Source organism: Curtobacterium sp. AC272 (assembly GCF_979258155.1).
In genome coordinates this window covers 3,054,167-3,067,490 of the sequence record NZ_OZ409838.1, presented here as the reverse complement: position 1 = coordinate 3,067,490, position 13,324 = coordinate 3,054,167, and the positions used below count along the sequence as shown (strand labels likewise).

Below are 13,324 nucleotides of genomic sequence, written 5' to 3'. Positions count from 1 at the left end.
GACACCGCGTGCCCATCGTCACCCTGCCCTTCGCGGAGCTCGTCGACCGGTTCGGCCCCGTGCCGGACGGCATCGAGCTGGACGTGTGGGACGTCGAGGCGCCGTACGGTCGCCCGGACGACGTCGCCATCACGTTCCTGCCGTTCTACTTCGGTGGACGGCACCGCTGGCAGTTCGTGCACGACCTGCCGGCGCTCGAGCTCCTGCAGCTGCCGAGCGCCGGCTACGAGCACGCGGTGCCGCACGTGCCCGGTCACGCCCAGCTGGCGAACGGTCGGGGGATCCACGACGACGAGACGGCCGAGCTCGCCGTCGGGCTGGCGCTGACCTCGCTGCGTGAGCTCGGGGCGTTCCAGGCCGATCGCGCCAACGGTGTCTGGGACGCCCGGAAGACCTGTTCCCTGGCCGACCGCCGGGTCACGGTCGTCGGCTACGGCGCGATCGGGTCGGCGATCGCCACCCGGTTCGAGGCGTTCCGCACCGAGGTCACCGTGGTGGCCCGCACCGCTCGCGACCAGGACGGTCGCCACGTGCACGCGTTCGGCGAGCTGCCCGAGCTGGCACCGACGACGGACGTCCTCGTGCTCATCGCGCCGCTGACGGACGAGACCGAGCGGCTGGTCGACGCCGAGCTGCTGGCCGCGCTGCCCGACGGCGCCCTGGTGGTGAACGTCGCCCGCGGCAAGGTCGTCGACACCGATGCACTGGTGGCGGAGCTGCAGTCCGAGCGGCTGTTCGCGGCGCTCGACGTCACCGACCCCGAGCCCCTGCCCGGCGGCCACCCGCTGTGGACGACGCCGAACACGGTCCTCACGCCGCACGTCGGGGGCAACACCGACCTGAGCGTCCCGCGGTCGATCGAGCTGATGCGTCGGCAGGTCGCCGCGCTGGCCGAGGGTCGCCCGTTCGAGAACCTGATCGAGCGCTAGCGACCAGTCGGAACACGCCGTCGTCTGCGCGCGACGCCTCCGTGCCGACGAAACGCCCCCGGGTTCAGCGGCGTCTCGTGAACATGGTGGCGTCGCAGCAACACGACGGCGTCAGGCGCGCACCAGCAAACACGCCGTCAGAGCGGGACGATGCACGTCGGGGTCCCGACGGCGATCTGCTCGACGGCCTCGCCCGGCACACCGTCGGCACCGATCGGCAGCACGGCGATCGCGTCCGACCGCTCGTTGGCGACGAGCACGTACCCGGGCACCCGGGCGAAGTGCCGCGGCCAGGGCCCCGCACGACGCGGACCCGACGAGCACGAGCCCGTCGTCGGCAGCGTCGAGCACCACGATCAGGTCGCGGCCACGGACGGCGACGGTGACGAGTCCGGCTTCGTCGACCTCGATGTGGCTGAGGAGCGACTCCCCCACCGCACCCTCGAACGTCGGGGTCGAGGCGATCGTCACGAGCGAGCCGGACTCGTCGCGGCGGAGTCGGTGGACCGCGCCGTCGAGCTCACCGGCGACGAACAGGTCGCCGTCGTACCAGGCCAGGTGCCGCGGGCCGACGCCGGGCGCCACGTGGTGCACGCGCAGCGCCTCGAGCGTGGGGACGCCGTCGGCCGACACGGTCACGCGGAACTCGTGCAGCGCGTCGCCGCCGAGGTCGGCGACGAGCACCGTGCCGTCGGGCGTCGCGACGGACTGGTGCGCGTGCGGCGCATCCTGCCGGTCCTGCACCGGGCCGGTGGCGGCGGGCAGGGTCGCGACGGCGATGGCCGAGGCGGGGACGGCGAGCCGGTCGGTGCGGCCGTGCACGCCGTCGGCGGGCAGGACGACGCCGTCGCTCGCGAGCACCGAGGCGGAGAACGACTCGGCCGCCGCCAGGGAGACGGCGGTGACGGTGCCGGAGACGTAGTTGGTGACGATGAGCGCCCCGGACGGGTCGACCCGCAGGTGGCACGGGGCGTCCCCGCCGGCGGAGGCGTCCCACAGGTGTTCGAGCGCGCCGTTCTGCATCCGGAAGGCCGAGACACCGCCGTCGTTCGTCTCGGACACGGCGTAGACACGGTCGCCCGACACGGCGAGGAACGAGGGATCGTCGAGCACCGCGACGGTACGAGCGCCCGCGACGGTACGAGCGCCCGCGTCCGCACGAGCGCCCGCGCCCGCACGGGCAGCGCCGCCGTCGACCAGGGAGATGCCGGTCGCGTTCCCTCCGCCGGTGGCGGTGTAGGAACCGACGAGCAGGGTGGGCAGGTCGACGCTCATTCGTCGCGTCCGGCGATGCGCTCGTGGTGGTGGATGACCTCGGCGACGATGAAGTTGAGGAACTTCTCCGCGAAGGCGGGGTCGAGGTGCGCCTCGGCGGCGAGGGTCCGGAGCCGTGCGACCTGGATCTGTTCGCGGTCCGGGTCGGCGGCGGGCATGCCCGATTCGGCCTTCAGGTGCCCCACTCGCTGGGTGTACTTGAAGCGCTCGGCGAGCATGTGGATGACGGCGGCGTCGATGTTGTCGATGCTCTGCCGGATGCTCCGGAGTTCGGCGACAGCCGTCGCTTCGGGCTCGGGCGGGGTGACGTCGTCGCTCATGCCCCGAGCCTACTGGCGGACGCGCAGCCGAACCCCGCCGACGCCTGCGAGAATGAGCACATGTCGGTCTTGCTCGTGATCTCGGGCGTGTGTGCGGTCCTCGCTGGCCTCGTCCACGTGTACATCTGGTTCCTCGAATCCATCATCTGGACGAGTCCACGCGCCCGCAAGGTGTTCGGCATCGCGACCGAGACCGAGGCCGACGCGACCCGCTCCCTCGCGTTCAACCAGGGGTTCTACAACCTGTTCCTGGCGATCGGCGCGATCCTCGGTGTCGTGCTCGTGCTGGCGGGCAACACCGCGACCGGCTGGACTCTCGTCGTGTTCTCGACCGCGAGCATGCTCGGCGCCGCGGTGATCCTGATCGGCTCCGGCCGCAAGTACGTCAACTCCGCGTTCAAGCAGGGCACGCTCCCGCTGATCACGCTGCTGTTCGCGCTGCTCGGCTCGAGCTTCCCGGTCTGAGCCGTCCCGACCACACCGTCAGCCCCGAACACCACGCAAAAGCGACAGGGTGCCGCCGAACATCGGCGGCACCCTGTCGCTCTCGCGGGTGAGAACAGGACAGGTCAGCCGAGCTTGTCCTCGAACTGGGCCGGCAGCTTGTCGAGCGCCCACTCGATCGCGGCGGTGGTGCCCATCGAGAACGCCGACGACACGTCCTTGTCGTCGAAGACGATGTAATGGCCGGCCTCGACCGACGGCACCTTCTGGAACAGCGGGTCAGCCTCGGCCTTCGACGCGTCGACGTAGATCGGCAGGATCAGCGTCAGGTCGGCGTCGAGCAGGTCGAGGTTCTCATCCGACAGCGTGACGGAGAACGCCTTGCCGGCTTCCTTGTCGATGGCCGACGGGATCGTGAACCCGAGGTTCTTCATGAACGACGAGCGGCTGTCGGTGGAGGCGTACGCGCCGAAGCCCTCGGAGCTGTACGCACCGACGACGGCGGTCTTGCCCTCGAAGTCCGGGTGCGCCTTGCGTGCCGCGGCGTAGGCGTCGTCGAGGCCGGACAGCAGCTTCTTGCCCTCGGACTCCTTGCCGAGCGCCTTCGCGATCATCGTGGTCTGCTGCTCGGTGGACGCCAGGTAGTTCTCGCCGCCCTTCGGGATCGCGACGGTCGGCGCGATCGCGGACAGCTTGTCGTAGCGGTCCTTGTCGCCCGACGACTTCACGTCGAGGATCAGGTCCGGGTTGAGCTTGAGGATGTCCTCGTAGCTCGGCTCGAGCGTCTGGATGATCTTGGGCGACTTCGTGTACGCGTCCTTCAGCCACGGGCCGACACCGTCGCCACCGAAGGCGAGCCAGTCACTCGCGCCGACCGGCTGCACGCCGAGCTCGAGCGCGGTCTCGGCGTCGCCCCAGCCGAGGGCGACGACGCGCTTGGGCTGCGAGTCGATCGTCGTGGTGCCGAGGCCGGTCGTGATGGACACCGGGAAGGCGCCGTCGGACGACGATCCCGAGGACGACTCGGACGAGCTGGAGCCGGAGGCACAGCCGGCGAGGACGAGGGAGGCTGCGACGACGGCACCCGCAGCGGCGAGGACACGTCGGAGACGAAGGGATGAGCGGATCACGAAGGGTAGCCTAACCTAACGGGGCGCTCAGGAAATCGGCTGGATAGGCTGGGTGATCGTGGCCGTCCCAGATCCAGACCGCACGCGCCTCGCGGTGCTCGGCTCCCCCATCGCGCATTCGCTCTCCCCCGCGCTCCACGAAGCGGCCTACGACGCGCTCGGGTTGGGGTGGTCGTACGGGAGGCACGAGGTCGCGTCCGGCGGGCTCGACGCGTTCGTCGCGGGGCTGGGTCCCGGATGGCGCGGGCTGAGTCTCACGATGCCCCTCAAGCGCGAGGTGCTGCCGCTCCTCGACCGCACGACCCCGTTGGTCGATGAGCTCGGGGTCGCCAACACGGTGGCGTTCCGCCACGAGGGCGACAGCATCGTCCGTGCGGGTGCCAACACCGACGTCCAGGGGCTCGTCCGTCCGGTCGAGGCCCTCGGGCACGTGCCCGGCGAGGCCACGATCCTGGGCGGTGGCGCGACCGCGGCGAGCGCCCTCACCGCGGCTGTGCGGCTCGGAGCGTCGCTCGTGCGGGTGTTCCTGCGCGACACCGCGAAGGCTGGCTCGCTCGTGGAGCTGGCCGTGCGGCTCGGCGTCTCGCTCGAGGTCCTGCCGCTCAGCGACCTGCCCGGCACCCACCACGGGTTCGTCCTGTCGACACTTCCCGGCGGCGCGGCCGACCCGCTCGAGCTGGTGCCGTCGGGGTCGGACGCCGTGCTGTTCGACGTCGCCTACGAACCGTGGCCGACCGCCGTCGCGTCGCGTTGGGCCGGTGCGGGCGGCCGGGTGCTGAACGGTCTCGACATGCTCACCGAACAGGCGATCGGGCAGATCCGCTTCTTCCTGACCGGTGACGAGGACGAGCTGCTGCCCGACGAGGCCGCCGTCCGTCGTGCGATGCGCACTGCCGCCGGCCTGCCCGCCGTCATCAGCAGCTAGCCGCCGACGACGACCCCGGCGGCCCGTGGTCAGCCGCGGGACCGCGCCTCGGCGTCGAGCAGGGCGACGGACACGTCCCACAGCCGGTCGGCCTGGTCCGGGTCGAGCGCCCAGGGCAGCACGCCGTGCAGGCCGTCCTCGATCCGTTCGACCACCGCTGCTTCGTGGCAGTCCTCGAAGTAGCGGCCGGTGACCCCGTCGAGTTCGGGTGCGGTGGCGAGCAGGACCGAGGTCGCGGCTCCTTGCTCGGGGGTCTTCACGGCATCGGCGGCGGCGATCTTCGTGGCGGCGAGGACCTCCGGGTCCCAGTGCTTCTGCAGCCCGGTCCAGATCCCGCCGGGCATCAGGGCGTTCGCGGTGATGCCGTCGGCGGCCCACCGCCGGCCGGCAGCGACGGCGAAGAGCACGTTGGCGGTCTTCGACTGGCCGTAGGCGAGTCCGGGCTCGTAGGGACGCCGGCGGAAGAACAGGTCGTCGAACACGACGGGCGAACCCCGTGGCCGCTCGACGACACCGAGACGATGCGCGCCGAACCCGAGGCCGCCAGGGCGTCGTGCAGCCCGAGCGCGAGAGCGAAGTGCCCGAGGTGGTTCGTCGCGAACTGCGCCTCCCACCCGGCGGGCGTGTACGACTCGGGCGCGTCCATGATGCCGGCGTTGGCGACGAGGACGTCGAGCGGCCCAGACCACGCTGCGGTGAACGCCTCGACGGAGCCCGGGCGGTCCAGGTGCAGTTCGACGACGGCCGGTGCGTCCGTCCCCGTCGACCGGGCGATGTCGTCCGCGACCCGTCGGCCGGCGTCGACGTCCCGCACGGCGAGCGTCACGCGCGCCCCGGCTCCGGCGAGCGCTCGGGCGGTCTCCACCCCGATGCCGGACGCGGCGCCGGTGACGATCGCCGTGCGTCCCGTCAGGTCGAGGCCGTCGACGACCTCGGCGGCCGTGGTCCGGTCGCCGAAGCGGGTGAGGTCGCGTGCGGGCATGTCGACTCCTGTCAGCTGGCGTGGTGCGGAGCCGTCAGGCGACGACACCGTCCACGTAGAACCATCGTCCCTGCTCGCGGACGAACTCGCTCGTCTCCTCGAGCGTCCCGCGGTCGTCGTCGGAACGCCACCACGCGCGGAACGCGGCCGTGCCCCGGGAGTCGAACGGGCCTCCCGAGGTCGTCGTCAGGACGTCCAACCGGGTCCAGCGCTGGGACGCGTCCAACTCGAGGCCTGCCGGACGGGTGCGCGGGTGCCAGGTGAGCAGCAGGTACTCCGGCAGTCCCAGCGCGAACGCACTGAAGCGGGAGCGCATCAGGCGCTCCGCGGTCGGCGCGGCCGCACCGCGGTGCAGGGGCCGCAGCACTCGCCGTAGGGATTGCCGCTCAGGCAGGGGCAGCGCGTCTCGTCGGTGACCACGCCGGAACGCTAGTCGACGATCGACAGCGTGACGGTGATGTTGCCGCGGGTGGCGTTCGAGTACGGGCAGATCTCGTGCGCGCGCTCGGCCAGGCGCTGGCGCTGCTCCTGCGGGGCGGCCGGCGCGTAGACGTCGAGCTCGACGGCCAGGCCGAAGGCGCCGTTGCCGGCGCTGCCGATGCCGACCTCGGCGGAGACCTCGGCACCGGTGGTGTCGAGGTCGAGCTCCTTGCCCGCGGCGTGCAGTGCACCGAGGAAGCACGCGGCGTACCCGGCGGCGAACAGCTGCTCGGGGTTGGTGCCCTCGCCGCTGCCGCCCATCTCCTTCGGCGGGCGGGTGTCCAGGTCGAGCCGGTCGTCCTCGCTGCGGACGTGCCCGTCGCGGCCGCCTCCGGTGGCGTGGGCGGCTGCGGTGTAGACGATGTCGAGACTCATGGATCCGAGGTCATCGCGCCCACCTGGACGTGTGCTGCGCGTGCCCGGGGTGCCGGGCCCGGGAGCCCGCGCCTGCCCGGGCCGCCGGGCGTGTCCGCGGCGTGCCGGCGCCGCACCCGCGCCGCACCCGCGCCGCACTTCGTGAGCAGAAATGGTCGGGCCCCACGAGCGCACTCGACCATTTCTGCTCACGAAGTACCGAGCACCCGAGCCACGACGCCGCACGCCCGGGTAGACATGACACGTGTTCAATATCGGGTGGCAGGTGTACCGGGAGCGACTGCCCGCTCTCGTCAGCGTGCAGCGCCGCCGCCGCATCGTGGTCGTCGGCGTGATCGTCGCCGTCGTCGCGCTGGCGGGACTCGTCGTACTCGGACTGTTCTTCGACGACGGCTCCGTCCCCGTCGCCGCTGCGATCGTCGTGGCGGTGCTGTTCGCCTCCGGCATCGGACTCATCGGCACGTGCTTCGTACCGGTCGGGCCGAGGGGCTGGAACGTCCCGCCGATCCCTGGCATCGGCTGGCGTACCCAAGAGGCGATCGCCCGCTACTACCGCCGCAACCCTCCCGCGGTCGACCGGAAGCACCGTGACGCCGTCCTGCACGGCATGCCCGAGACCCGCGACCTGCTGGTCCGGGCAGCGTTCCGCGGGTACCTGCTGCTGGGAGGGTGGGGACTCGCGCTCCTCGCGACCGTGCTGCTCAACGTCTTCACGATCTCGACGAACGACGACATCGTCGGTCTCTCCGCGGTCTGGATCCTCATCCCGGCGACCGGTGCCGTCACCGCCATCGGGGGCATCCGCACCCTCGGCCGTCAGGAGCAGCTGCGCGTCGAGGCCGAAGCCCTCCCGCCCGTCCCACCGGCGCCGCCCGCCCGCGGCCGGCCCGGCACCCCGAAGGGCAGCAAGCTCTCGCTGCCGGGCGACTGATGTTCTTTCCACTACTAAGAGGTAGGTGCAGCACAATATTGACGGTGACACTACAGTCGGAGTCATGGAAACGCTCATCTCGGCTCTGTTCGGCATGGCCACTCTGCTGCTCGTAGCCGTCGGCGGACTGCTTGCAGCTCTCTGGACCAAGCTGCGGCGCTCCGGCCTGGCACTCGGCACCCGAGAACAGCGACTCGAGGAACGCGTCACCGACACACTTGCTCGTGCCGGGTTCTCCGAAGATGAGATCCGCCAAGCACTGTGGGACAGTCGCGAGCCGGCGGGACCTGAGAGGAACGCCGCCGGCTCGCGCGCCTCACTTGACGATTCGCATTGATGACACCTCGCGGTCAAGAATTCCGAGACTCGACGAGTTTCCGTGGGGGCCGCGCATCGTCCCGCGGAATTTTGAGTCCGCATAGACCCGTAGGCGGCAGCCCGGAGCGACGTGGTATGAGCGCATCTTGTCGTTGAAGTTGAAGTTGTACAGGTACTCGTACTGCCCGTACGCGTAACTCCCCTGACGGATACACGGCGCCTCGTTCATGTGTTGAGTCCAGGTCCGTGAATAGCCTCCGGCGCTCTTCTCGGTGTATCCCTTCACCAGCAGGAACGATGCCTGAGGAATCGGAACGGAGCTTCGGGGCGTCGAACCGAGACGACGCTTGTCGATCATCCGCTTCGCACGAACCCCTGGGGCGATGACAGATCCCGGCAGGACCTCTCCTGAGCGCGGTGCGATCGTGATGCCGTACTTCGTGTACATGTCAATCGCGAGTTGGTCTTGACTCTCGGCGCAGAGCGAGCGCCCCGTATCCACCTCGGACCAGCAGTGCCCGTCGTCGGCGACTTCCGCCTGCGCCGGACTCGCCGCCGACGTCGTAGTGATGAGCGCGAAGACTCCACTTCCCACGGAGGCCAGAAGCGATGCCTTGCCGATTTTCTTCATGTGTCCTCCAGCTCGTCGCCAACCTGATTGTCAGCCGTTCCAACCTGCACGAAACCGGCAGTATTTACAACATCAGAACTCATATTCGGATGCCCTGTGAGCAGAACGGGACAGCGGAACGGGACAGCGGAACAGGCCGACACGACGCAACAGCCCCGCCCGCGCGACTGTCGGGGGCACAGAGCACACTGGGCGCATGTGTGGAAGGTTCGTCGTCTCCGACACCACGGCCGATCTGTTGCCCGAGCTCCTCGGTGAGCTCGCCGGCCGGACCGAGCACGTGGACCAGGACACCGGCGTCGTGGGGACGGGCCTGGTGCCGAGCTGGAACGTCGCCCCGACCGACCCCGTGTCCGCGGTGCGCCAGCGGCACGGCGAGCGCGAGCTGCCGCAGATCAGCTGGGGCTTCGTGCCGAGCTGGGCGAAGGACTTCCAGAAGCAGCGCCCGAAGCCGATCAACGCCCGCATCGAGACGGTCGCGACGAGCGGCATGTTCAGGCGGGCCTTCGCGACGAACCGCTGCATCGTCCCGGCGCAGGGCTACTACGAGTGGGTGGTGCGCGAGGACGGCAAGGAACCCCACTTCGTCCACGAGCCCGGCGGCGCCCTGGCGATGGCCGGGGTCGTGAGTGCCTGGCCGGACCCGACCAAGCCCGAAGGCGACCCGGACAAGTGGCGGCTGTCGCTGGCGATCATCACGCGGGACGCCCACGTGGCCCCGGGCGAGGTGCACGACCGCATGCCGGCGTTCCTGACGCCCGACGGTTACGACGACTGGCTCGGCGGCGGCACCGGTGGCGCCGGGGGCCTCGGCACCGACGACCTGCTGGCCCTGCTCGACCACGAGTCGCTGACGGTCGCGGCCGGCCTGGAGCAGTACGAGGTCGCGCGCACCGTGAACAGCGTGAAGAACGACGGCCCGCAGCTCATCGAGCCCGTGGCGTAGCGGCGGGTCGACGCGCGGCCGCGCGCACGCGACCGGGGCAGGAAGACGGGAGGCCCGGATCACGTGCGCCTGTCGGCTGACGTGATCCGGGCCTCCCGGTCGACCGCGGTGGTTACGGACGCGCGCTGCGTCGGATCCCCGGGGCGGCTGCGATGCCCGCCGCGATGCGGCGACGCGTCACGAGCAGCACGCCGGCCAAGAGCAGTGCGATCGCCGCGAGGCCGAGGCCGGCCAGGCCGGTCGCGCCGGTGAAGGCGAGCTCCGCGGTGTGGACCGCGGCCGCGATGCCGGTCGGGTAGGTGACCGTGATCGTCGCCGTCACCGTCTGGCCATTGCTGTCCGTCACCACGTACCCGATGAAGGTGGTGCCGGTGTGGCCCTTCGCCGGGGTGAAGACGACCTTGCCGTCGCGGACGGTCCAGGTGCCCTCGTGGCCGACGACGACGCGGTCGGACTGCTTGCCCGTCTCCGGGTCGATCAGGTGCAGGGTGCCCGCCTCGAAGGTGGCACCGCCCGAGGCGGAGTCGTTGCCGAGCGGGTCGATCGTGACCTGGTGCCCGACGGTCCCGGTGGCGGAGTCGTCCTTCGCGACCGCGGCGGCGATGACCGTCATCGTGGCGGTGGCGGTGGTGGTCTGCCCCGAGGCGTCGGTCACCGTGTAGGTGAAGGTGTCCGTGCCGGTGAAGCCGGCGGCCGGGGTGTAGACGTACGCGCCGGTGGGCTGGACCGTCACCGTGCCGTGGGCCGGCCGCCGGTCCAGGGCCGCGGTGAGGCGGGTGCCCTGGTCGTTGGTGAGCAGACCGTGGGCGGTGTCACGGGCGATCGGGGTGCCGGCGACGGTGCGGCCGGCGTCCTTCGTCGCGTCGATGCCGACGGTGACGGTGACGGTGGCGTCGACCTGCTGACCCGAGCCGTCCTGTGCCCGGTAGGTCACGGTGTCGGTGCCGGAGAAGCCCTTCGCCGGGGTGTAGACGAACGTGCCGTCCGCGGCGATCGAGACCATGCCGTGCTCCGCCGTGCCGGAGGTCACGACCGTCAGGTCGCTGCCGTGGTCGTTGCCGAGCACACCGGGGCCGGCGACGGTGACCGGCTTGCCGGACTTCGTGGCTGCCTTGTCGTTCGTCGCCGTCGGGGTGACGGTGATCGTGACGAGGCCGGTCGCGGTGTTGCCGTCGCGGTCGACCGCCGTGTAGGTGAAGGTGTCGATGCCCGACCAGTCGTGCTCCGGCGTGTAGACGTACGAGCCGTCCTTCGCCAGCACCACGGTGCCGTGTGCCGGCTTGCGGTCGGTCTTCGCCCACAGGTCGGTGCCCTCGTCGTCGGACAGGACGCCCGTGCCGACGGTCGCGATCACGGTGCCGTTGGTGGCGGTGCGGCCGGTGTCGGGCGTCGCCATGGTGCCGACCAGGACGGTGACGGTCGCCGTGGCGGTCTGACCGGAGCCGTCCGTGACGGTGTACGTGAACGTGTCCGTGCCGGAGAAGCCCTTCTTCGGCAGGTAGACGAGCGAGCCGGGCTCGGTGCCCTTGGTCACGTCGCCGTGTGCGGCGTCACCGTGGCCGGTGACCGTGAGCGTCGTGCCGTGGTCGTTGGCCGTCAGCGTCGTGCCGGCGATCGCCAGCGCCGTGCCCGCGGTGGTGTGCACGGCGTCCGCGACGGCGACGGGCTCGACCGTCACCGTGACGGTCGCCGTCGCGGTGCCGCCGGTCGGGTCGGTCACCGTGTAGGCGAACGTGTCCGTACCGGAGAAGCCGTCGGCCGGCGTGTACGTGACGGTGCCGGTGGTGCCGGTGCCGGCTCCGCCTCCGCCTCCGCCTCCGGTGATCGTGGCCTCGCCGTGACCGGGCTTGGTGACCGCGGTGACGGTGAGCTCCGTGCCGGAGTCGTTGCCCGTGACCACGACGTCGACCGGGGTCGAGGCGGTGGTGGTCGCGGTGTCGGCGACGGCCTTCGGGGCGACGACGATCGTCACGGTGCCGGTCGTGGTGCCGCCGGCGCCGTCGGTGACGGTGTAGTCGAACGAGTCCGGGCCGGAGTAGCCGGGCTTCGGCGTGTAGGTGTAGCCGCCGTCGTTCTCGACGACGACGTCACCGTGCGACGGGTCGGTGTTGTCCGTGACGTGCAGGTCGGTGCCGGTGGCGCCGTCGAGCACGCCCTTGTCGGCCGGCACGGTGGTCGAGCCGTCGGCGTCGGCCGTGGTCGAGCCGCCCGCCGTGACGGGGGTGACCCGGACGGAGACGGTGCCGGTGTTCGTGAGGCCGTTGCGGTCCGTGACCGTGTACGTGAACTCGTCGGTGCCCGAGAAGCCCGGCTTCGGCGTGTAGGTGACCGTGCCGTCGTCGTTCCGGACCGCGGTGCCGTGCTCGCCGCTCGCCTCGACGGGGATGTCGAGCACGGACAGGCCGGTGCCGTGGTCGTTGCCGGTCAGGTCGGCGGAGGTGACCGTCTTGCTGCCGCCTGCCTTGACCGTGATCTCGTCCGGCTCGGTGCCGGGCTCGACCGTGATGGTCACCACACCCGTGGCCGTCCCGCCGGAGGGGTCCTTCGCCGTGTAGGTGAAGGTGTCCGTGCCCGAGAAGCCGTCCTTCGGGGTGTACGTGTACGACCCGTCCTCCGCCAGCTCGAGGTCGCCGTTCGCCGGTGCGAGGTCGACCGTGGCGGTGAGCTTCGTGCCCTCGTCGTTCGCGAGCACGCCCGTGCGGTCGTCGCCGTCCCCGCCCACGGTCAGCGTGGTGCCGGCAGTGGCGGTCGCGGTGTCCGGGGTGGCCATCGGGCCGACGACGACGGTGATCGTGCCGGTCGTGGTCTGGCCGGAGTCGTCCCGCACCGTGTAGGTGACGGTGTCGGTGCCCGAGAATCCGGGCTTCGGCGTGTACGTGATCACGCCGGTGGCCGGGTCGATCGTGACGTCGCCGTGCGTCGTGCCGTCGGCGTCCGGCACGGCGGCCGCGTCGGAGACGGTCAGCTTCGTTCCCTTGTCGTTGCCGGTGAGCGTCTCCGGCGCGATGGTCAGCGTCTCGCCGGACTTCGTCGCCACCGTGTCGCCGTTCGCGACCGGCTTGACGGTGACGGTGACCATCGCCGGACTGGTGGTGACCTTGTCGCCGTCGGTCACGGTGTAGGTGAACGAGTCGGTGCCGGAGAAGTCACCCGTCGGCGTGTAGTCGACGGTGCCGTCCTCGGCCACCACCGCGGTGCCGTTCGCCGGACCGGTGACGATCGTGGTGACCAGGTCCGAGCCGCGGTCGTTGTGCTGCACGTCGATGTTCACCGGGGTACCGGCGCTCGTCGTCGTGGTGTCGTTCGCGATCGTCGGGTTGACCGTGATCGTCACCGTGGCGGTCGTCGGCGCACCGGCGGTGTCCGTCGCGGTGTACCGGAACGAGTCCGTGCCCGAGAAGCCGTCGGCCGGCGTGTAGGTGATCGCACCGGTCGCCTTGTCGAGGGTGAGCTCGCCGTGCGCGGGCTTGGTGTTCGACGAGATCGTCAGACCGGTGCCGAGGTCGTTGCCCAGGACGCCGGTGGCACGGGTGTCGGCGGTGTAGGTGGTGCCGGCGGCGACGCGGACGCTGTCGTCCTTCGCCAGCGGGGCGACGTTCACGGTCACGGTGACGGTGTCGCTCTTCCCGTTGCCGTCG

14 protein-coding genes and 1 pseudogene are annotated in these 13,324 nt (G+C 71.0%); 6 read left to right on the top strand and 9 right to left on the bottom strand.

The window, feature by feature from the left end:
* Positions 1–8: 8 nt before the first annotated feature.
* Positions 9–929: a 2-hydroxyacid dehydrogenase gene (locus tag ACZZ0J_RS15775; RefSeq protein WP_463437645.1), complete on the top strand. Its 921-nt coding sequence runs from the start codon at positions 9–11 to the stop codon at positions 927–929.
* A gap of 111 nt (positions 930–1,040) precedes the next feature.
* Here ACZZ0J_RS15775 and ACZZ0J_RS15770 read toward each other — a convergent pair whose 3' ends face one another.
* Together ACZZ0J_RS15770 and ACZZ0J_RS15765 are read right to left on the bottom strand one after the other, a co-directional pair.
* Positions 1,041–2,204 carry a lactonase family protein gene (locus tag ACZZ0J_RS15770; RefSeq protein WP_463437644.1) on the bottom strand — a complete coding sequence of 388 codons (1,164 nt, stop codon included), beginning with the start codon at positions 2,202–2,204 and terminating at the stop codon, positions 1,041–1,043.
* Positions 2,201–2,524, bottom strand: a complete 324-nt coding sequence (locus ACZZ0J_RS15765; protein ID WP_194648511.1) for a chorismate mutase — start codon at positions 2,522–2,524, stop codon at positions 2,201–2,203. The genes ACZZ0J_RS15770 and ACZZ0J_RS15765 overlap by 4 nt, the downstream gene beginning before the upstream one ends.
* Before the next feature lie 60 nt (positions 2,525–2,584).
* On the opposite strand from ACZZ0J_RS15765, the gene ACZZ0J_RS15760 reads away from it, so the two are divergent.
* Complete coding sequence (locus tag ACZZ0J_RS15760) at positions 2,585–2,989, top strand: DUF1304 domain-containing protein (protein ID WP_123340116.1); 405 nt, start codon at positions 2,585–2,587, stop codon at positions 2,987–2,989.
* A 104-nt stretch (positions 2,990–3,093) separates the two neighbouring features.
* Here the strand turns inward: ACZZ0J_RS15760 and ACZZ0J_RS15755 are convergent, their stop codons facing one another.
* On the bottom strand, positions 3,094–4,098 hold the full coding sequence (locus ACZZ0J_RS15755; protein WP_194648510.1) for an iron-siderophore ABC transporter substrate-binding protein: 1,005 nt from the start codon (positions 4,096–4,098) through the stop codon (positions 3,094–3,096).
* Between the two features lie 58 nt (positions 4,099–4,156).
* Here ACZZ0J_RS15755 and ACZZ0J_RS15750 point away from each other — a divergent pair, with 58 nt between their 5' ends.
* On the top strand, positions 4,157–5,023 hold the full coding sequence (locus ACZZ0J_RS15750) for a shikimate dehydrogenase family protein (protein ID WP_463437643.1): 867 nt from the start codon (positions 4,157–4,159) through the stop codon (positions 5,021–5,023).
* Positions 5,024–5,052: 29 nt separating this feature from the next.
* Here ACZZ0J_RS15750 and ACZZ0J_RS15745 read toward each other — a convergent pair whose 3' ends face one another.
* The 4 genes and pseudogenes from ACZZ0J_RS15745 to ACZZ0J_RS15730 all read right to left on the bottom strand — a co-directional run bounded on the left by ACZZ0J_RS15745 (position 5,053) and on the right by ACZZ0J_RS15730 (position 6,860).
* Positions 5,053–5,430, bottom strand: coding sequence for an SDR family NAD(P)-dependent oxidoreductase (locus tag ACZZ0J_RS15745; protein ID WP_463437642.1), 378 nt, complete (start codon positions 5,428–5,430; stop codon positions 5,053–5,055).
* Positions 5,367–6,005: an SDR family NAD(P)-dependent oxidoreductase gene (locus ACZZ0J_RS15740; RefSeq protein WP_463437641.1), complete on the bottom strand. Its 639-nt coding sequence runs from the start codon at positions 6,003–6,005 to the stop codon at positions 5,367–5,369. Before ACZZ0J_RS15740 ends, ACZZ0J_RS15745 begins: the two co-directional genes overlap by 64 nt.
* A 34-nt stretch (positions 6,006–6,039) precedes the next feature.
* Positions 6,040–6,425, bottom strand: a pseudogene (locus ACZZ0J_RS15735) (YchJ family protein).
* A 9-nt stretch (positions 6,426–6,434) separates the two neighbouring features.
* Entirely contained in the window at positions 6,435–6,860 is a 426-nt protein-coding gene (locus tag ACZZ0J_RS15730; RefSeq protein ID WP_194648506.1) for an organic hydroperoxide resistance protein, read from the bottom strand.
* Positions 6,861–7,104: 244 nt separating this feature from the next.
* Between ACZZ0J_RS15730 and ACZZ0J_RS15725 the strand changes: the two genes are divergently transcribed.
* A complete protein-coding gene (locus ACZZ0J_RS15725) occupies positions 7,105–7,791 on the top strand; it encodes a hypothetical protein (RefSeq protein WP_463437640.1) in 687 nt (228 codons plus the stop codon).
* Positions 7,792–7,855: 64 nt separating this feature from the next.
* The gene (locus ACZZ0J_RS15720; protein WP_463437639.1) at positions 7,856–8,128 is read left to right on the top strand and encodes a hypothetical protein; all 273 of its coding nucleotides are present in this window, start codon (positions 7,856–7,858) and stop codon (positions 8,126–8,128) included.
* Here ACZZ0J_RS15720 and ACZZ0J_RS15715 read toward each other — a convergent pair.
* Positions 8,108–8,740: a hypothetical protein gene (locus ACZZ0J_RS15715; protein ID WP_463437638.1), complete on the bottom strand. Its 633-nt coding sequence runs from the start codon at positions 8,738–8,740 to the stop codon at positions 8,108–8,110. The two genes, ACZZ0J_RS15720 and ACZZ0J_RS15715, sit on opposite strands and share 21 nt — an antisense overlap.
* A gap of 196 nt (positions 8,741–8,936) precedes the next feature.
* On the opposite strand from ACZZ0J_RS15715, the gene ACZZ0J_RS15710 reads away from it, so the two are divergent.
* Positions 8,937–9,686, top strand: a complete 750-nt coding sequence (locus ACZZ0J_RS15710; protein WP_123671993.1) for an SOS response-associated peptidase — start codon at positions 8,937–8,939, stop codon at positions 9,684–9,686.
* A gap of 112 nt (positions 9,687–9,798) precedes the next feature.
* On the opposite strand, the gene ACZZ0J_RS15705 is transcribed toward ACZZ0J_RS15710, so the two are convergent.
* Entirely contained in the window at positions 9,799–13,293 is a 3,495-nt protein-coding gene (locus ACZZ0J_RS15705) for an Ig-like domain-containing protein (protein WP_463437637.1), read from the bottom strand.
* Positions 13,294–13,324: the final 31 nt, after the last annotated feature.